Annotated in this window: 18 protein-coding genes and 1 tRNA gene; 17 read left to right on the top strand and 2 right to left on the bottom strand. The window is 54.1% G+C overall.

The genetic code is table 11. The features are described 5' to 3' along the window. Window positions 1-5: 5 nt before the first annotated feature. The 7 genes from livM to EC840_RS01885 all read left to right on the top strand — a co-directional run bounded on the left by livM (window position 6) and on the right by EC840_RS01885 (window position 8519). Window positions 6-1295: a high-affinity branched-chain amino acid ABC transporter permease LivM gene (livM, locus tag EC840_RS01855; protein WP_132963846.1), complete on the top strand. Its 1290-nt coding sequence runs from the start codon at window positions 6-8 to the stop codon at window positions 1293-1295. Further along, entirely contained in the window at window positions 1292-2185 is an 894-nt protein-coding gene (locus EC840_RS01860) for an ATP-binding cassette domain-containing protein (protein ID WP_129638588.1), read from the top strand. The genes livM and EC840_RS01860 overlap by 4 nt, the downstream gene beginning before the upstream one ends. Next, window positions 2182-2898 (top strand): ABC transporter ATP-binding protein, encoded by a 717-nt coding sequence (locus tag EC840_RS01865; protein ID WP_132963847.1) that lies wholly within the window; start codon window positions 2182-2184, stop codon window positions 2896-2898. The genes EC840_RS01860 and EC840_RS01865 overlap by 4 nt, the downstream gene beginning before the upstream one ends. Before the next feature lie 416 nt (window positions 2899-3314). Then, complete coding sequence (gene opgB / locus EC840_RS01870) at window positions 3315-5627, top strand: phosphatidylglycerol--membrane-oligosaccharide glycerophosphotransferase (protein WP_129638590.1); 2313 nt, start codon at window positions 3315-3317, stop codon at window positions 5625-5627. A 246-nt stretch (window positions 5628-5873) separates the two neighbouring features. Then, a complete protein-coding gene (locus tag EC840_RS01875) occupies window positions 5874-6716 on the top strand; it encodes a MetQ/NlpA family ABC transporter substrate-binding protein (protein ID WP_132963848.1) in 843 nt (280 codons plus the stop codon). An 11-nt stretch (window positions 6717-6727) separates the two neighbouring features. Next, window positions 6728-7882, top strand: a complete 1155-nt coding sequence (locus EC840_RS01880; protein ID WP_132963849.1) for a methionine ABC transporter ATP-binding protein — start codon at window positions 6728-6730, stop codon at window positions 7880-7882. Continuing rightward, window positions 7863-8519 carry a methionine ABC transporter permease gene (locus EC840_RS01885; RefSeq protein WP_120161833.1) on the top strand — a complete coding sequence of 219 codons (657 nt, stop codon included), beginning with the start codon at window positions 7863-7865 and terminating at the stop codon, window positions 8517-8519. Before EC840_RS01880 ends, EC840_RS01885 begins: the two co-directional genes overlap by 20 nt. A gap of 42 nt (window positions 8520-8561) precedes the next feature. Here EC840_RS01885 and EC840_RS01890 read toward each other — a convergent pair whose 3' ends face one another. After that, window positions 8562-9875, bottom strand: a complete 1314-nt coding sequence (locus tag EC840_RS01890) for an FAD-binding oxidoreductase (RefSeq protein WP_129638594.1) — start codon at window positions 9873-9875, stop codon at window positions 8562-8564. Between the two features lie 348 nt (window positions 9876-10223). On the opposite strand from EC840_RS01890, the gene EC840_RS01895 reads away from it, so the two are divergent. The 3 genes from EC840_RS01895 (at window position 10224) to EC840_RS01905 (ending at window position 11268) form a co-directional block, all read left to right on the top strand. Then, the gene (locus tag EC840_RS01895; protein WP_132963850.1) at window positions 10224-10376 is read left to right on the top strand and encodes a Hok/Gef family protein; all 153 of its coding nucleotides are present in this window, start codon (window positions 10224-10226) and stop codon (window positions 10374-10376) included. A 230-nt stretch (window positions 10377-10606) separates the two neighbouring features. Next, the gene (locus EC840_RS01900) at window positions 10607-10966 is read left to right on the top strand and encodes a type II toxin-antitoxin system RelE/ParE family toxin (RefSeq protein ID WP_129638595.1); all 360 of its coding nucleotides are present in this window, start codon (window positions 10607-10609) and stop codon (window positions 10964-10966) included. Beyond that, window positions 10966-11268, top strand: coding sequence for a helix-turn-helix transcriptional regulator (locus EC840_RS01905; RefSeq protein ID WP_120161836.1), 303 nt, complete (start codon window positions 10966-10968; stop codon window positions 11266-11268). Before EC840_RS01900 ends, EC840_RS01905 begins: the two co-directional genes overlap by 1 nt. Window positions 11269-11354: 86 nt before the next feature. Here EC840_RS01905 and EC840_RS01910 read toward each other — a convergent pair. Further along, window positions 11355-11430 (bottom strand) — tRNA-Asn (locus EC840_RS01910). A gap of 395 nt (window positions 11431-11825) precedes the next feature. Between EC840_RS01910 and EC840_RS01915 the strand changes: the two genes are divergently transcribed. The 7 genes from EC840_RS01915 (at window position 11826) to EC840_RS01945 (ending at window position 18995) form a co-directional block, all read left to right on the top strand. Then, complete coding sequence (locus tag EC840_RS01915; RefSeq protein WP_129638596.1) at window positions 11826-12698, top strand: MurR/RpiR family transcriptional regulator; 873 nt, start codon at window positions 11826-11828, stop codon at window positions 12696-12698. A 28-nt stretch (window positions 12699-12726) separates the two neighbouring features. Beyond that, window positions 12727-13308, top strand: coding sequence for a D-alanyl-D-alanine dipeptidase (ddpX, locus tag EC840_RS01920; RefSeq protein WP_129638597.1), 582 nt, complete (start codon window positions 12727-12729; stop codon window positions 13306-13308). Window positions 13309-13355: 47 nt separating this feature from the next. Beyond that, entirely contained in the window at window positions 13356-14936 is a 1581-nt protein-coding gene (locus EC840_RS01925; RefSeq protein WP_132963851.1) for an ABC transporter substrate-binding protein, read from the top strand. A gap of 141 nt (window positions 14937-15077) precedes the next feature. Continuing rightward, window positions 15078-16094 carry an ABC transporter permease gene (locus EC840_RS01930; RefSeq protein ID WP_120161840.1) on the top strand — a complete coding sequence of 339 codons (1017 nt, stop codon included), beginning with the start codon at window positions 15078-15080 and terminating at the stop codon, window positions 16092-16094. A gap of 3 nt (window positions 16095-16097) precedes the next feature. Beyond that, window positions 16098-17009, top strand: a complete 912-nt coding sequence (gene ddpC, locus EC840_RS01935) for a D,D-dipeptide ABC transporter permease (RefSeq protein WP_132963852.1) — start codon at window positions 16098-16100, stop codon at window positions 17007-17009. A 1-nt stretch (window position 17010) separates the two neighbouring features. After that, window positions 17011-18039, top strand: a complete 1029-nt coding sequence (locus EC840_RS01940) for an ABC transporter ATP-binding protein (RefSeq protein ID WP_132963853.1) — start codon at window positions 17011-17013, stop codon at window positions 18037-18039. Beyond that, window positions 18039-18995, top strand: a complete 957-nt coding sequence (locus tag EC840_RS01945; RefSeq protein ID WP_132963854.1) for an ABC transporter ATP-binding protein — start codon at window positions 18039-18041, stop codon at window positions 18993-18995. Before EC840_RS01940 ends, EC840_RS01945 begins: the two co-directional genes overlap by 1 nt. Window positions 18996-19425 lie beyond the last annotated feature (430 nt).

A 19425-nucleotide genomic window follows, 5' to 3' on the forward strand; every position in this document is an offset into this window, starting at 1 on the left:
ATAAAATGACGACACAAACTGCTGTGAGCGGCGGATTTTCGCTTAAACGCTGCCTGCTGGATGCCATTTTCGCCGGACTGGTGGCGTTGATTATTTTCGGACCTGTGGTCGGCGTGGTGCTGGACGGCTATAGCTTTAACTTTCATTCCCAGCGTCTGATCTGGATTATCGCCGCTGTCATGCTCGGACGTTTTTTGCTTAGCGCTTTTCTGGAAACCGCAGCCGGACAGAAAACGCGTGCGCGCTTCGAATCCGACAGCGCGGGTGTATACGTCCGTCCGCCGGATCACAAAAGCAACCTGCGCTGGATATTGCCTCTGCTGATTGTGCTGGCGATTTTCTTTCCGTTTGTTGCCACCAAATACATTCTGACCGTCGCTATTCTGGGGCTGATTTACGTGCTGCTTGGCCTCGGGCTGAATATCGTGGTTGGTCTGGCCGGGCTACTGGATCTGGGATACGTGGCCTTTTACGCCATCGGCGCCTACGGACTGGCGCTGGGATATCAGTATCTCGGCCTCGGATTCTGGTCGATGCTGCCGCTGGCCGCCGTGATGGCCGCACTGGCCGGGGCTTTGCTGGGCTTTCCGGTGCTGCGTATGCATGGCGATTATCTGGCGATTGTGACGCTCGGCTTTGGCGAAATCATCCGGCTGGTGCTGACTAACTGGTTGTCGTTCACCGGCGGCCCGAATGGCGTTTCCGCGCCACCTCCGACGTTTTTCGGTCTGGAGTTTGGCCGACGGGCGAAAGAGGGCGGCGTGCCGTTCCACGAGTTTTTCCATCTGACTTACAACCCGAATATGAAATTTATTTTCATCTACGCGGTGCTGGTTCTGGTGGTGTTGCTGGTGCTGTTTATCAAACACCGCCTGACCCGCATGCCGATTGGCCGCGCGTGGGAAGCATTGCGCGAAGATGAAATCGCCTGCCGCGCAATGGGTCTTAATCACGTACTGGTTAAGCTTTCGGCGTTTACACTTGGCGCTTCTACTGCCGGTATCGCGGGCGTGTTTTTCGCTACCTATCAGGGATTTGTCAACCCGACGTCTTTCACCTTCTTCGAATCTGCGCTGATCCTCGCCATTGTGGTGCTGGGTGGGATGGGCTCGACCATCGGCGTGGTGCTGGCGGCATTTGTACTGACCGTCGCGCCGGAACTGCTGCGCAGTTTTGCCGAATACCGCGTGCTGCTGTTCGGGGTGTTAATGGTGGTGATGATGATCTGGCGACCACGCGGGTTAATCCGCATCAGCCGCAGCGGGTTTGCCGCGCGTAAAGGAGTCGCGCCATGAGCGAAGCGTTAGCGGATAACAATATTCTGAGTGTCGAACATTTGCGTATGCATTTTGGCGGGATTAAGGCGCTGAACGATGTGAACCTGGCGGTAAAACGCGGCTCGATTACCGCGCTGATCGGCCCGAACGGCGCAGGGAAAACCACGGTATTTAATTGCCTGACCGGTTTCTATAAAGCGTCCGGCGGCAATATTCTGCTCAATACCCGCCGCCGCACTACCAACGTCATTCAGGTGCTCGGTCAGAAATTCCAGCCGGATGACTGGATAAAACCGGCACAGCTGGGAAAACGAATTTTCTACAAAATGTTTGGCGGAACACATCTGGTGAACCGCGCCGGACTGGCGCGTACTTTCCAGAACATCCGGTTGTTTCGTGAAATGTCGGTGATTGAAAACTTGCTGGTCGCGCAACACATGCAAACCAACCGCAATCTGATCGCCGGTGTGCTCAATACTCCCGCTTATCGCCGTGCGGAAAATCAGGCGCTGGACCGGGCATTTTACTGGCTGGAAGTGGTGGAACTGGTGGATTGCGCCAACCGGCTGGCGGGCGAGATGTCTTACGGTCAGCAACGGCGTCTGGAAATTGCGCGGGCGATGTGTACCGCGCCGGAGATGATTTGCCTCGATGAACCGGCTGCCGGTCTTAATCCGGTAGAGACGCGAACGCTGAGTAAAATCATCCGTTTTCTGCGCGATCACCACGACATTACCGTCCTGCTGATTGAACACGATATGGGCATGGTGATGGAAATATCCGACCATATTATCGTGCTCGATCACGGCGATGTAATTGCCGAAGGCTTGCCCCATGCCATTCAAAATGATGAGAAAGTCATTGCCGCCTATCTCGGTGCTGATGAAGACGACGAGGTCAGTTTATGAGTGACGCGATGCTGGAGTTTCGCGATGTGAATGTGTATTACGGGGCGATTCAGGCGTTGCAGCAGGTTTCGCTGCAGGTGAATCAGGGAGAAACCGTGGCGCTGATTGGCGCGAACGGAGCCGGAAAATCCACCTTGCTGATGTCGATATTTGGCCAGCCGCGCGTGCAGAGCGGACAGATTTTATTTCGTGGCGAAGATATCAGCCGTAAATCGACGCACTTTGTGGCCTCTGCGGGTATTGCGCAGTCGCCGGAAGGGCGGCGGGTTTTTCCGGACATGAGCGTCGAGGAAAATCTGCTGATGGGCACCATTCCCATCGGCAACAAATATGCCGCGGAAGATCTGCAAACCATGTTTGACCTCTTTCCGCGTCTTAAAGAGCGGCGAAAGCAACGGGCGATGACCATGTCCGGCGGTGAACAGCAAATGCTGGCGATTGCCCGTGCGCTGATGAGCCGCCCCAAATTGCTGTTGCTCGACGAGCCCAGTCTGGGGCTGGCGCCGATCATCGTAAAACAGATTTTTCAGACCCTGCGCGAACTGGCGCAAAGCGGGATGACTATCTTTCTTGTGGAGCAAAATGCGCATCATGCACTGAAGCTGTCTGATCGCGGATACGTCATGGTTAACGGGCAGATCCGCCTCAGCGGTACGGGGGATGAACTTTTGCATAATCAGGAAGTGCGTAAAGCCTATCTGGGAGGAATCTGATTTTTCATTATCAAAGCCCGCAATACCGTGTATCGCGGGCTTTCCCGCCAACTATTTTTCGCATTTTCAATCTCCCTCCACATTTCGCTCATACTAATCGGCTATCATGCAATTCTTACCGAAAAGTGACGGCGCCGTTAAATTTCTGAGTTATCATCCGCAGCCGGTCGTCAATAGTTTGTAAAAAGTCAGTTTTTTAGGACAAATCAGTGACCTGACGCAGTGTTAAGGCGTTGACCCTCTCAGGGCAACAGGCTATATAGCGCTATCCGTTTTTGGCATGACATTTTCCTGTCTCAGGGATGAAGTGAATGACAACTCAGTCATTCGCTCGATGAGTTGAACCGTCGGCGCTGCCCGTAAAGCGGCAGAGAAGGGTCGCAGAGTTTATTGTTTTAATCAGACAGGGTGCTGAAATGGCTTCTGAGATAATTTCATTTATTTTATTTCTTTCCTCAATTTTCCTCTACGTCACAAGGGCGTCGGCCAGCCGCGTCTGGTTTTCGCTGGTGCTGTTTTTCCTCGGCCTTTACGTCATCCTGAATGTCATTCTGATTGGCAGTAATTACTTCACGGGTGAAGGCATTACGGATGCGGTGTTATATACCGTCACCAGCAGCCTGAAGGGCGCAGGCCTGAATAAATATATCCTGCCATTCATTGGCTTACTGACCGGACTGATTGCTGTTTTCGCATTACTGGCATGGGGACTCAAACAGCGCCGTGCCAAAAACAGCAGCGTCATGTACAGCGTGCTGGCCGTAGTGCTTGCCGTGTTCTCAGTCGGTTCAACTCAGGCATTCCAGAATATCTCCCGCCTGGTAAAAACGCAGATCTCCGGTCATGGCGCCGATTTCGATACTTATTACAAAGTGCCGGAAAAAATCGTTAAAGGCGCAAAAAAACCAAACCTGGTTTATATCTATGGCGAAAGCCTCGAACGGACCTATTTTGACGACAAAGTGTTCCCGGGGCTGACGACTGAATTAAGCCAGCATAAAGCGCAAAGTATTGATTTTACGAATACCAAACAGGTGCCGGGTACCGGTTATACCATCGCCGGCATGGTCGCTTCACAATGTGGTATCCCACTTTTTGCGCCTTTCGATGGCAATGCCTCCAGCGCGCTGGCGACCTTCTACCCCGAAAACGTCTGTATTGGTGATGTGCTGAAAGGCGCGGGATACACTAACTATTTCTATCAGGGCGCAGAACTGGCGTTTGCCGGTAAAGGCACCTTCCTGAAATCTCACGGCTTTGACCATCTTTATGGTTACAACGAATTGCGTCCGACCGTCGCTGACCCGTCTTATAAAAATGACTGGGGCTGGTATGACGATACGTTGCTGGAAGAGGTTTACAAAAAATTCGTGACGCTGAGCAAGGAAGGCAAGCCTTTCTCGCTGTTTACGCTGACTGTCGATACCCACCATCCGGACGGCTTTATTTCGCGCGGTTGTACCCGCAATGAATATAAAGTGAACGGTAAGGCTAACCAGTCGCTGAGCGCGGTTTCCTGTAGTCAGGAACTGATTGCGGCCTTTATCGATAAAATTAAAAAATCTGGTTATTACGATAACACCATCATTGTGGTGTCTTCCGATCATCTGGCGATGAACAATACGGCGTATAACATTCTCACCAAACAGAATCGTAAAGACCTGTTCTTCGTGATGGACGGACGTCATCCGGCAGCTGCCGATCAGAATGCGGCGAAACGCAGCACGCTGGATAACGGCGCTACCGTGCTTGATATCATGGGCGGTGATAACTTTATCGGCCTCGGGCGCAGCGGCATTTCGGCCACTTCGATGACCGCGCAGTTCCTCAACATTGATGACAAAGTGAATGCCTGGAAACCGGCGGTTATCAAACAGTGGGGCTTCCCGAACAGCATTAAAAATTACGCAGTGAACACCAAAGACAATACCTTCACATTCTCCGGCATGACCATCAAAACGCCGTTTATCCTGAAGGTCACCGGCGACAAAATTGAACCCATGTTTGACGTTTATCTTTCCACGCCGCTGAAAAAACAACTGGCGGGGCTGGCGACCAGTGACAACTTTGTCTGGGTGGATAAATGCTACGAAATGGGGCGCGTCTGGGCACCGGAGTTGTCGCTAAACACCGGTCTGTGCGTGGCGTCCGGTAACCTCGGAGCGAAGCCGTCTATCGTGCAGGTCACCGGTGCTACCTTCAAAGGGAAAGTCGATTTTGCAAAAGACACGTCAGGCAGCAATGCAATTTATCAGCAAACGCTGAAAACCCTGAATATTGATGATGAAGCGACGCGATACCAGTCTCCGGCCATTGCCTTTATGGTGCCGGGTTTACCAGAGCAGGTGAAAGCGATTACCGGTGTTTCGACAGTAGAAAACTGGGGACGCTGGTCGGATGCTAATCTGGCACCTTCGGTGAAAATTGATTACGTCAAACCGCTGCCAACCACATTTGACGTAGTGATCCGCGCACGTGCTTACGGCAATAACATTGATAAACCGGTCTCCGTGCGCGTGGGCGATCAGGAACAGTTTGTCACCTTCGGCGATCAGGACGGCATCGTGAAAGTGCAATTCACTAACCCTGAAGCGGCGCAGAGTATTGTCATCACGCCACCGGCACCGACCGAGCCCACCGAAGGCACCAGCGGCGGCTTCCAGCCACGTAAACTGGGCATCGGGATGGTGTCTCTGGAAGTCCAGCCGGTTGAAGAGCCGCAATCTTAAAACGCGCTTGTGATGCCTTTCTGCTGAACATGAAAACCCGCCTCGGCGGGTTTTTTATTGCCAATGTTCTGTCCTTGCGTCTAAAGCTTTTTTATCGATTTACTATCCCATTTCAGTTATTCATTTTCAGAATAACCTTCGCTAAAACAATATTATAAAGAAATAAGCCGATGGGTATACTCGCCAAATTCCTGCACTGAAACACAGCTGTGTGCAGGCCTCTCATCACACTTTTGGGGATACTCTATGCGCAAGACATTTAACAACTCTAAGACCCGTATTAACCGTGCATTTTTGCTGGCCGCGACTTCAGCCGCCATTCTTTCCGCCAGCGTTCTGGCGCCGCTGAGCGCAGCACATGCCGCCGACAAAACGACCATTAAAGTCGGTATTATCAGCGGAGAAGATGAAGATGTCTGGCGCGAAGTGGTTAAACAGGCAGCCGCGAAAGGGCTGACCGTCAAACCGGTTATTTTCAATGATTACAATCAGCCGAACGAAGCGCTGCAAAACGGGGAAGTGGATGCCAACGCCTTCCAGCATCAGCCTTTCCTCGACAATCAGATCAAAGTAAATCACTACAATATCGTGCGCGTGGGCGATACCGCCGTGTGGCCAATCGGTTTGTATTCCAAAAAAGTAAAATCAGCCGACGAACTGAAAGAAGGCTCGGTGATTGGTGTGCCGAACGATCCGTCGAACGAAGCGCGCGGGCTGATCCTGCTCCAGCAATCTGGCGTCATTAAGCTCAAACCCGGTGCCGGTATTTTCGCGACAACCGCGGACATCACTGAGAACCCGCGCCATGTGGTCATCAAAGAGCTGGATTCCGGCATTATTGGCCGTTCCGTACCTGATTTAGACGCGGCAATTGTCAACACCGACTGGGCGCTGAAAAGTGGCCTGACGCCTGCGGACCGTATCGCGCAGGAGCCGGTAAAAGGTAACCCTTACAATAACTTCATCGCGGTGAAAACAGAAAATGTTAACGAGCCATGGGTGAAAACGCTGGTCAGTGCTTACCAGAATGATGCCGTCAAACAGGAGTTTGATAAGGTTTATAAAGGCACCGGCTTGACGGCCTGGTAAGGATGTAAAGCATGACGATCCTCTCTGAAACCGGCGCGCAATTTACCGCGACGCCTTCAGATAACGACGATGCCCGCCCGGTGAACGCCGGGCTGTTTACAGACACCGGCAGGGACGTGGCGCACGCAGGCACGGAGAATGTCGTGCGTCTGCACCGCGTCAGCCGCCAGTTTGGTACGACGCAGGCGCTGAAAGAGGTTTCGCTGACGGTCCGGCGGGGCGAAATCCTCGGCATTATCGGACGAAGCGGAGCGGGTAAATCGACGCTGATCCGCTGCCTTAACGGCCTCGAGCAGCCTGATGAAGGCGTGATTGAAATCGAAGGGCGTCCGATTACCGGCCTCAGCGAAAAAGCCTTGCAGGCTGTGCGGAGCCGCGTCGGAATGGTATTTCAGCACTTCAATTTGCTCTCAGCCAAAACCGTTGAGCAAAACGTTGCGTTGCCGCTGAAAATTGCCGGATACGATAAGGCACGGCGTCAGGCGCGCGTCGCCGAATTGCTGGCGCTGGTCGGGCTGGAGGACAAAGCTAAAAACTATCCGGCGGCTTTATCCGGCGGGCAGAAACAGCGTGTCGGTATAGCCCGCGCGCTGGCAGCCAATCCGGCGCTTTTGCTCTGCGATGAAGCGACGTCTGCGCTGGATCCTGAAACGACGCGTTCGATTCTGGCACTGCTGCAATCGCTTAATCAGAAACTCGGTATCACCATTTTGCTGATCACACATGAGATGGAAGTGATCAAAAAAATAGCGCATCGCGTGGCGGTGATTAATGTCGGCGAAATTATCGAGGAAGGGCCGGTGTGGCAGGTATTTGCGCATCCGCAATCCCCGCTGACCCGAACGTTGTTGCAGGGTTTGCTGCCACAACTGCCGGAAGCGCTGGCCGAACGCTTGTCAGCGGTACGTCAGGGCGAGGCGATTTATAGCGTTCAGTATGCCGAACAGGGCAGGCAGGGCGAAATCCTCACGCAGATGGCGACCGCTTTACCGGGCAAATTTCGCCTGATTCAGGGCGGTGTCGATCATATCCAGCATTACGCCGTCGTGCGTTTCTTCTTCTCAGTGCCGGCGAACGATTCGGCGTCTGAGCAGGTTGTTTTAGACTGGCTGCAACAGCACCAGGCCACTGTGGAGCTGACAGGTTATGTCTCCGGTAATGATTGATTTGCTGATTAACGCCATCGAAGAAACGTTATTGATGACCGCTATATCCGGGCTGTTTTCACTGATAGCCGGTTTGCCGCTGGGTCTGATTCTGGTGATGAGCAGTCCCGGTGGAATTGCCGAAAATCGCTGGGTTAACCGCTCGCTCGGTCTGGTCATTAACGGATTCCGTTCGCTGCCATTTATCATTTTGCTGGTAGCACTGATCCCGGTTACCCGTTTTCTGGTCGGTACGTCTCTCGGTACCTGGGCGGCGATTGTGCCGTTGTCGATCACGGCAACGCCGTATTTCGCCCGTGTGGCTGAAGTTTCGTTGCGGGATGTCGATCGCGGTCTGATTGACGCGGTTCGCGCGATGGGAGCCAGCAAATTGCGTATTGTCTGGGATGTGCTGATCCCTGAAGCGTTGCCGGGGATATTGTCCGGATTTGTCGTCACGCTGGTGGCGCTGATTGGTGCTTCGGCGATGGCGGGAGCTATCGGCGCTGGCGGACTGGGCGACCTGGCAATCCGTTACGGCTATCAGCGTTTTGAAACGGTGGTGATGATTGAAGTGATCGTCGTACTGATTGTGATGGTGTGTGGCATTCAGTGGCTGGGAGATCGTGTTGTGGCGCGCGTCGACAAGCGTCATTAACAAAGCCGGTCGTCAGCGTATGGCGACCGGCAGGTTCAGGGTTTACATTTCAGTGCGTGAGCGCCAGCGTTCACGAGCCATAAAGCCTTTCACTCCGGCATCCAGGAACGGGCGCGGCGGCAAATAACTGGCGCGCCCGATGCCCTGCATATCGGCCAGCAGCGGATTATCCTCTCCCAGCGCATACTCTGCCAGCAATCGCCCGAACGCGCTTTGCTTGGAACTACCCGAGCCATTGCAGCCCGCCGACGAATAAACGTTCGGCCCAATATTCCCCCATACCGGCGCGCCGTTGCGCGTAATACTGATCAACCCCGACCAGGTGTAGGCCATATTGATGTCCTGCAACTGCGGATAAATGCGGGCAAATAATTCCTGATGGCGGCGTGCATGACGGCCAGTTTCGACCGCACTGGTCACCAGACCCGGCGTAAAGTTAACGTGTTCGCGGATCAGGAAACGGTGGTCAGCGGTATAACGCAACGTTGCGCCCGCCAGCGCATTCACCGGCGTCGAGCCCCACGGCGCTATATCGCCAATACGTGCGCGTTGTTCCGGCGTGAGCGGTTCGGTCAATGTGGCAAAGGTCGACATGGCAAAAACGTTGCCTTTGAACAAGGGTAACCCGCGTGCCGCACCGTTGATCGCCAGCATCAGTTTACCCGCGCGTACTTCGCCATGCGGCGTTTCTGCGCGGATACTGCCCTGTGTGTCAATCTGCAACGCGGGCGAGTTAGCGTAAACCGTGACGTTCGGGGGCAACGTTGCTACCAGACCACTGATCAGCGCCGCCGGATTCACCAGAATACAGTTGGGCGTATACACCGCGCTGCGGTAGAAATCTGTGCCCAGACGCTGGCGCAGTGCGGCTCTGTCCAGCAGCTCAAAGCTTTCGCCGAGCGTAGTGAGTTCCTGCTGATAATGCGCTATTTCACCGTCAAACTGCTCGCTGACGGCGCAATGATATTTCCCCGAATTCAGCCAGTCGCACGCAATGTCATGCTTATCGACGGTCTCTTTCAGATGATGCAGACCGTACTGCAACAGACGCCGGTACGCATTGGCGTGTTCCAGCTCAGCCGATGTGCTGCCGACGGTATGCGGTAAATCAATCACAAAGCCTGAATTGCGCGCCGAGGCGTTATCGGCGACGTCCAGCGCCTCAAGCACCACGACATGCTCATGCGGACGAAGCTCGGCAATGCGACGTGCAAACGCCAGCCCGGCGAAACCGGCGCCGATCACCAGCCAGTCAGCCGTCACTGCGCCACGTAAAGCAGGATGACGGGGTATGTTCCCGCGCAGTGCCGCCCAGCCATTAATATTTTGATCAAGAGGTAAATGTTTAATTTTCATCGTTATGTAAGGTCGTTATCCCAGGTGGTTCGATCCTAAGGGATAGCCGTTTAGATGTCTAATGCGGATTGATGATAAGGATATATTGCAGAAAGCGCAGGGGTGGGGATTCCGATGAAAATTAGGACAGAGTGCAGCCAGGTTGACGAGATTTTGTACAGCGGGAGCTGCTAGAATGCGTGCGGGTGCTTGAGGCTTATTCGGCTTGAGCAGAAAGACATAATAGTTGTTCAAGGCATAATAAGACGAAAGCCCCGAGGAGATTTTTAAATCAACCCGAGGCTATCACTACTTGTCTAAGCAACAGCAGGATAGCCTCTTAAAAGCAGAAATGCAACGGAGGGCAAGATGTCGCGAAAGCTTGTGTTACACGGACTCATCGTGGTTTGTTTCACATTGCTGGCCTGGACCTGGATGGTGCGTGACTCGCTCTGCGAGTTACATATCAAACAGGGTTTGACAGAGATTGCGGCAGTCTTAAGCTACGAAATTAAGAGCTAACCGTAAGGTGGGGTTCGCCCCACCTTTTTGGTTGTTGACGAAGCATGTTGGTCTCAGGCACCCATTCTTATTATCTGCTCCGTCCGAATTTTGTCTTCATCGCCCGAATTTCTGGAAGACGTCTTCCGTATTTATACCTTCCGCCTTGTGACGATACCCTCCGGGCAGTACCTTTCGATTATAGTATTTGACCTATATAGCTTTTAACCTATAATCGACAAGGAGTCGCTGTGTGGATAATTAGTACGACAGAAAGATTTGATGGCTGGTTTGATGGTCTCGATGATGTTGAGCAGGCGAGTGTACTGGCTTTGGCGATCGTCTTAAAAGATAAAGGCCCTGCATTATCCAGGCCTTACGCGGATACAGTGAATAACTCCTGTCATCGTAATATGAAAGAACTGCGTATACAGAGTAAAGGCGAACCCATCCGGGCATTTTTTGCTTTTGACCCTTTACGCAGAGGTATATTGCTTTGCGCTGGACACAAAGCCGGAAATGAAAAACGATTTTATGATGTCATGATACCGGTTGCCGATAATGAATTTTCCCGGCACCTGAATACGATAATAGAAAAGGAATTACCTTAATGAGCAGAACCCTTGAACAGTTACTGGCATCGGTAAAACCTGAGGTCGCCGCGCAGGCACAGGCAATGGCCGCCGATATTTTGATTACCATTGAGCTGGCCGAACTGCGTGAAAGAATGAATAAAACTCAATGTGAGATGGCTGAAACGTTGGGCATTAAACAGCCGACGGTTGCGGGTATAGAAAAGCCGGGCCGTGACCTGAAATTATCGACGTTGAAGCGGTATGTAGAAGCGGCCGGTGGCAAGCTACGTTTGGAAATCGATCTGCCGGACGGCAGCCATTTCGGATTTGCTATGTAAGGGCGGGGTATTACGCTAACCGTTCCGGTCATGCAATCAGAAAGCAAAAAGCCCGCTTAAGTTTCCTTAAGCGGGCTTTTCTAATTTGGCTCCTCTGACTGGACTCGAACCAGTGACATACGGATTAACAGTCCGCCGTTCTACCGACTGAACTACAGAGGAATCGTTTGAACGGGGCGAATAATAGCGACTGCCCCGAAGCATGTCAAAGGGTTAACGCAAAAAGTTGCCCAACTGCTGCCTTAATATTCAACTTGTTGAGTATTAAGGCAAAGTGATTAAAACCTCTGCCAGTTATTCCCCTCTTCGCGCCATTTCACTGACGGATTGCACTAAAAGCAAACACAAGTTGCCTGATTGTTGTGCAGCCGTTATCGACAAGTTTGATTCTGGCCGAGCTTCTGCACGTTTTTTGCCAGGAACCTGCCATAAAAACGTCATAAATGCAGATCTGCTGCACAAATTTCACTCATTTACAGCAACTGGCACACCCCGTGCATTGTTATTTCACTAACAGCAGCTAGTTTTTTGACAATGAAGCAACAAAGGATTAACCGATGCAGCCAGCGCAGGATGTGATCGAGCAACTCGAAGCCTCGTTCGCCGGACAGACACCAACGGGTAAACGCATTGCCAGTTATTTGCTGGCCAATCTGTCGCAGATCCCTTTTGAAACTGCGGACAGCATTGCTCGCAGTGCGGCGACCAGCGGGATTTCTGTCGGGCGTTATCTGCGCAGCCTCGGTTATCGCAATCTGGATCATTTCAAGCAAACGTTGCGTCTGCAAAGCGGCACCTCTTATCAGCCGTGGGTGGTCACCGATCGTCTTGGCGCGTATCGCGAACGCAGTAAACAGCCGCAACAGGAAAAGCTGCAACAGTCACTGGCGCTCGAGCTGGAAGCCATTAATCACGTGTACCAGCTGGCGCAGACGGACAGTTTTGCCCTGGTCAGCCGCCGTCTGGCCGATGCGGAGGCGGTGTTTATTCTCGGCATTCAGTCGGTGCGGGGTATCGCGAATAACTTTTCCAGCTATCTCGAGTATTTACGGCCAAAAGTGTATTTCGCTGACGGACTTTCAGGCACCTACGTCGAATCCCTGAATTCAGAATTTGCACAGCCGTATCTGGTGGTGACCGACACCCGCGCGTATTCGAAGATGGCGCAAACCTATTGCGAAGCGGCCTGCGAACGCGGGCTGAACGTGGCACTGATCACCGACATTTATTGTCCGTGGGCGCGCGATTATCCGGTGGATTTGTTGCAGGTGAAGACTGACACCGGCCAGTTCTGGGATTCAATGGCGCCGCTAAGCTGCCTGTTCAATCTGCTGTGTTCCGCTGTACTCGAACTGCGCGGCAATGAGGTGGAACAGCGTCTGGCCAGCAACCGGATCCTGCAAAAACAGCTTGGACAATTTGAATCCTGAACTTCTAACCCAGCGGAAAGATTTATTGATGAATACGAAAACACCTGATGTTGTCCTGGTCGATCTGGCTGAAATTCTGCCCGATGCAGTGATCGACCTGAAATATGCCACCGCCGATAACCTGACCGGTCAGCCGATTTATCGCGAATCCCGCTGCCTGTTACATCCTGATGCGGCCGCCGCGCTGAGGCGTTGTAACGACGTAGCGAAGCTGGCCGGATTCACGTTGAAAATCTATGACGCTTACCGGCCACAGGCGGCGCAGGCCTGTTTGTGGGCGGCGTTTCCTAATCCGGATTACGTCGTGGATATCAAACTCGGTTCGCACCACAGCCGCGGTGTGGCGGTGGATCTGACCTTGCTGGATGAGCAGGGTGACGTGGTGGATATGGGCGCGGGCTTTGATGAAATGACCGAAGTTTCTCATCCGTTTTATCCCGATTTACCGCCACAAATCCAGCGTAACCGCTTGTTGCTCAATGCCGTGATGGCAGCGGGCGGCTTTAAGGGGATCACCAGCGAGTGGTGGCACTTTGAATTACCGGATGCCAAAACGTATCCGTTGTTGGAAGAGCGGTTCGGCTGTTATCCGCCGGTGAATGCCGCGTAATTATTGCACGTCTCTTATCACTTTTTGACAGAGCCAGGAGTTCTCCGATGAGCAACACAGCAATCAACACGTTCCGCAAAAATACGAAAACCCAGGTCGCCGGTGCCATTTTTCTCGCCTTGTCAGGCTTAAGCTTTGCCGCGCAGGCTGCCGTGCCAAAAGACATGCTGGTGATTGGTAAAGCGGCGGATCCGCAAACGCTGGATCCTGCGGTGACTATCGACAACAACGACTGGACGGTCACGTATCCGGCGTATCAGCGTCTGGTGCAGTACAAAACCGAAGACGGCAAAGGTTCGACGCAGGTGGAAGGGGATCTGGCGGCGAGCTGGACGGCGTCACCGGACCAACTGGTCTGGACGTTCAAACTCAAACCGGGCGCTAAATTTGATGACGGTTCCGACGTCAATGCCGACGCGGTGAAATGGTCGTTTGGGCGTCTGATGAAGATCGGTCAGGGGCCGTCGGAAGCTTTCCCGAAAGACATGACGGTCACGGTGGTCGATCCGATGACGGTGACCTTTACGCTGAAAACGCCGTTCGCGCCATTCCTCTACACGCTGGCAAATGACGGCGCTGGCATCGTCAATCCGGCAATTGCCAAAGCCAATCCTGCTGATGAAGGCAAGGCGTGGCTGGCGGGTCATACTGCCGGTTCCGGCCCTTATAAACTGGATCGCTGGCAGAAAGGTCAGCAACTGGTGCTGGTGCCGAATCCGCATTACAACGGCACGAAACCGGCGTTTAAACGTGTGACCGTGAAAATTATCGGTGAAAGTGCTACCCGCCGCCTGCAACTGTCGCGCGGGGATCTGGATATCGCCGATTCCCTGCCGATGGATCAGCTGGCTGCGCTCAAGAAAGAGGACAAAGTTGCGGTTGAAGAATTCCCTTCATTGCGCGTGACCTATCTGTATCTCAATAACGCCAAAGCGCCGCTGAATCAGGTGGATTTACGTCGCGCGATTTCTTCTGCCGTGGATTATCAGGGCATGGTGAAAGGCATTCTTGGCGGTAATGCTAAGCAAATGCGCGGGCCAATCCCTGAGGGGATGTGGGGTTTCGACCCGGGGGCGAAACAATACACTTTAGATCTCACGCAGGCCAAAGCTGACCTCGGGAAAGTCAAAGACAAGCCGCAAACGCTGGACTTCCTGTATTCCGACAACGATCCGAACTGGGAATCCATCGCGCTTGCCGTGCAGGCCAGCCTTGGTCAGGCCGGTATCAACGTGAAGCTGGAAAAACTGGCTAACGCCACCATGCGCGACCGTATCGGGCAGGGCGATTACGACATCTCGATTGGTAACTGGAGCCCGGATTTCGCCGATCCGTACATGTTCATGAATTACTGGTTCGAGTCCGATAAAAAAGGCCTGCCGGGTAACCGTTCCTTCTACTCAAATCCTGACGTGGATGCGTTGCTGAAAAAGGCCGTTTCAGTCACCGATCAGAAACAGCGCACTGACTACTACCAGCAGGCGCAGAAAATAGTCATTGATGAAGCGGCGTACGTTTACCTGTTCCAGAAAAACTATCAGGTGGCGATGAACAAAGACGTTAAAGGCTTTGTTTTCAACCCGATGCTGGAGCAGGTGTTTAACGTTTCACAAATGAGTAAAAAATAAATCCCCGTCATACTTCGAACTGCAGATGCGTTGGCTGCACTCATTCGCCCCGGTCACATGGTATATCCATGCTCCCGGGGACTTGTGAGCTTGCCGCCTTCCTGCAGCCCGGATTATTTAGGGGATTGGCTGGGGGGTAGGATGACTTTTTGGACTCTGATTCGACAAAGATGCTGGGGTTTGATTTTGGTGATGGCAGGCGTTTGCGTAATCACTTTTATCATCTCGCATATGATCCCGGGTGACCCGGCGCGCCTGCTGGCGGGCGACCGTGCCAGTAATGAAATGGTCGAACATATCCGTGAGCAACTGGGGCTGAATCAGCCACTGTACGTGCAGTTTTTCCGCTACGTCAGTGATTTGCTGCACGGCGATTTAGGCACGTCGATCCGTACCGGCCGTCCGGTGCTGGAAGACCTGAAAGCGTTCTTCCCGGCGACGCTTGAACTGGCGGTCAGTGCGCTGTTTCTGGCGATTGTGCTCGGCATTCCGCTTGGCGTGCTGTCGGCGGTGTATCGCAATAAATTCCCGGATCATCTGGTGCGTTTGCTTTCCGTGCTGGGGATATCCACGCCTGCATTCTGGCTGGGGCTGGGCGTTATCATCCTGTTCTACGGTCATCTGAACCTGCTGCCGGGTGGCGGAAGGCTGGATGACTGGATGGATCCGCCGGCCAATATCACCGGTTTTTATGTCCTCGATTCCCTGCTGACTGGTAACTGGGACGCCTTCTGGAACAGTCTGCAACATCTGGCGATGCCTGCGCTGACGCTGGCGTTTGTCCACATGGGTATCGTGGCGCGGCAAATTCGCTCGGCGATGCTTGAGCAACTGAGCGAAGACTACATCCGCACGGCGCGCGCTAACGGGCTTTCCCGCTGGCGGGTGATCCTGAGCCACGCGTTGCCGAATGCGCTGATCCCGTCGGTCACCGTGCTCGGGCTGGCGATGGGTGATTTACTCTACGGGGCGGTGCTGACCGAAACCGTATTTGCCTGGCCGGGCATGGGCGCGTACGTGGTGAACTCGATTCAGGCGCTGGATTTCCCGGCGGTGATGGGCTTTGCGGTGGTGGTGTCGTTCGCGTACGTCATCGTCAATTTATGTGTGGATTTACTGTATGTGTGGATCGATCCGCGCATTGGCCGTGAGGGGTGAGGCATGTCAGTGATTGAACCGGGCGTCAATAACCACCGGGCCGAGATTGTGGCACCGGACATCAAACCGCGTTTCGCCAGCTGGCGGCGCACATTCCATTTACTGAGCCGCAGTCCGCTGACCATGCTTGGGCTGGCGATCATGTTGATCGTGTTGTTTATCATGATTTTTTCGCCGTGGCTGGTGCCGCATGACCCGAATGCCATCAGCCTCACCGACCGGTTGCAGGCGCCTTCCGCGCTGCACTGGTTTGGTACTGATGAAGTCGGAAGGGATCTGTTCAGCCGCGTTCTTATTGGCAGCCAGCAGTCGGTGGCCGCAGGGCTGGCGGTGGTCATTATCGCGGGCACGACTGGCTCGCTGCTCGGTTGTTTCTCCGGCGTGGTCGGCGGCGTGGTTGACGCGCTGATCATGCGCTGCATGGACATCATGCTGTCGGTACCGTCACTGGTCTTAACGATGGCACTGGCTGCCGCGCTCGGGCCGAGTTTATTTAACGCCATGCTGGCAATCGCCGTGGTGCGTATTCCTTTTTATGTGCGGCTGGCGCGCGGGCAGACGCTGATGTTACGGCATCAGGCGTATATGCAGGCCACGCGGACGTTCGGCGCATCGCGCTGGCATCTGATTACCTGGCACGTTTTACGAAACGTAATGCCGCCGTTAGTGGTGCAGGCTTCTCTGGATATCGGCACCTCGATTCTGATGGCCGCGACGCTCGGCTTCATCGGCCTTGGCGCGCAACAACCGACCGCAGAATGGGGCGCGATGGTGTCTAATGGCCGCAATTATATTCTCGACCAGTGGTGGTATTCGGCGTTTCCGGGCGTGGCGATACTGATCACGGCCACCGGTTTTAACCTGTTCGGCGACGGTCTGCGCGACCTGCTGGATCCTAAAAGCAGAGGGCGCTGAAATGACTGAACTAACCCAGGCGCCGGTACTGAAAATCGACAATCTGCAACTGGTCTTTCCGGTGTACGGCGGCGAAGTCAGCGCACTGAATCAGGTGTCCCTGTCTGTGAACGCCGGTGAAATCGTCGGCGTGGTGGGCGAATCCGGCTCAGGCAAATCGGTCACGGCGATGATGGCGATGCGCCTGCTGCCACCCGATGGTTTCACTGTCACGGGCGGCGCGTTACACATGCTCGGCACCGATGTGGTTCATGCCAGTGAAGAACAGATGCGCGCCTTACGTGGCGCTCGCGTGGCGATGATTTTTCAGGAGCCAATGAATGCCCTGAACCCGACACGCAAAATTGGCCGTCAGATGTGCGAAGTCATTTGTCTGCATCAGAAGCTCAGTAAGGCGCAGGCGTGGCAAAAAGCCATCGGGCTGCTTGATGATATGCAGATTGCCGATGCAGAACAGGTGATGTCGCGCTATCCGTTTGAGCTTTCCGGCGGGATGCGCCAGCGGGTATTAATCGCAATGGCTTTTTCCTGCGAGCCGGAACTGATCATCGCCGACGAACCGACGACCGCACTGGACGTTACCGTGCAGCGTCAGGTATTACGCTTGCTACAGCGTAAAGCCCGCGCCAGCGGCACCGCCGTGTTATTCATCACCCATGATATGGCGGTGGTGTCGCAGCTTTGCGACCGTGTTTATGTGATGTACGCCGGGCATGTGATTGAAAGCGGCAACACGGCTGACGTGATCGACACGCCGTCGCATCCGTATTCCATCGGCTTATTGCAGGCCGCGCCGGAGAATGGTGAGCCACGTAGCCTGCTGAAAGCCATTCCCGGTACGGTGCCGAATCTGGCAAAACTGCCGCAAGGCTGTGCATTTCGCGGGCGCTGCAATCACGCCGACGAGCGTTGTCTGATCACCCCTGTGTTGTCACCGCTGACTCAGTTTCCGCTACAGTCCGTCGCCTGCTGGCATCCGCAGCGTCATGCTGCTGAAATCCACATTCAAGACATTGAGGAGCATTCCTGATGATTGCTGAAGCATTGGTCGAGTTGCAGGATGTGCGCGTGCGGTTCCCGGCCAGTTATAACTGGCGCGGTAAACCTACCGGTTATGTCCATGCGCTGAACGGGCTTGATCTCAATATTATCCGCGGCGAGACGTTAGGGATTGTTGGCGAATCCGGTTGTGGGAAAAGCACGCTGGCACAATTGCTGATGGGATTACAAAAACCGAGCAGCGGAGAAATCCACCGTGCCCGCCATGATAATTCCTGGTTTGGTTCCGGTATGCAGATGGTATTTCAGGACCCACAATCGTCGCTTGATCCGCGCCTGCCGGTCTGGCGAATCATCACTGAGCCGGTATATGTGCAGAAACACAACAGCAGCCGCGAACGCCGTGAACTGGCTGCCACACTGGCGGAACAGGTGGGTATTCGCAAAGAATACCTCGACCGTCTCCCGCATGAATTTTCCGGCGGCCAGCGTCAGCGTATTTCCATTGCCCGCGCACTGTCTTCCGAACCAGACATCATCGTGCTGGATGAACCGACCTCAGCGCTGGATATTTCAGTGCAGGCGCAAATTCTCAATCTGCTGGTTGAACTGCAGCGCCAGCGTAATCTGACCTACGTGCTGATTTCCCATAACGTGTCCGTTGTGCGCCACATGAGTGACCGCGTGGCGGTGATGTATCTGGGGCAAATCGTTGAACTGGGCGCGGCGGAAAAAGTGCTGTCCGAGCCGCAGCATCCGTACACCCGTTTGCTGCTCGATTCCGTTCCCCGTGCCGGACGCGCTCTGGATGAGGGGATCGTTGATAAAAAGGGCGAGCTTCCCAGCAACCGCAATTTGCCGATGGGCTGTTATTTTCGCGAACGCTGTCCGCTGGCCGGTGACGGCTGTCAGATGCCACAGGAGCTTGTCTGCGGGGCAGGTGGGGTGTTAGCGAGGTGTCATCGGGTTATGCCGGAGCGGGCATAAAGTCGCTTTTTTTTAATTTCAAGCTCAAGGTCAAGGTCGTGGGCGTCGGCCCACACCGACCAGAGACCCGGTAACGCGCGGGCCTCTGGACTCCGCGCTTTTTTCACTGCGCGCTATCGCTCGCTGGCTATGTTTCAGTTGCCGCAGCGACAGGCTGGAAATCTCGCCGCTGCGCGGTGCCTTCTCTCGGTCCTGAAGCCTTCGGTCTTCAGGCCGCTCCGTTCAGCAAGATTTCTGAATCGCCCGCAGCTTTTTTAAAAAATTAAGATAGTGAGGTTGTGAAGTATAAGCCTGAGGCCGGTTCCAAAATTCCGCCGGAGGAGAGGTGGAAAACCGCGCGTCTTTTTGCGCGGGTTGTAACCCGAACGGAGGGAACCGCGTAGCGGCGGGATTTTGCGGCTATCGCTGTGGTTGATGAAACATAGTCAGC

It is taken from the genome of Rahnella sp. JUb53 (genome assembly GCF_004346065.1).
In the GTDB taxonomy this organism is placed as follows: domain Bacteria; phylum Pseudomonadota; class Gammaproteobacteria; order Enterobacterales; family Enterobacteriaceae; genus Rahnella; species Rahnella variigena.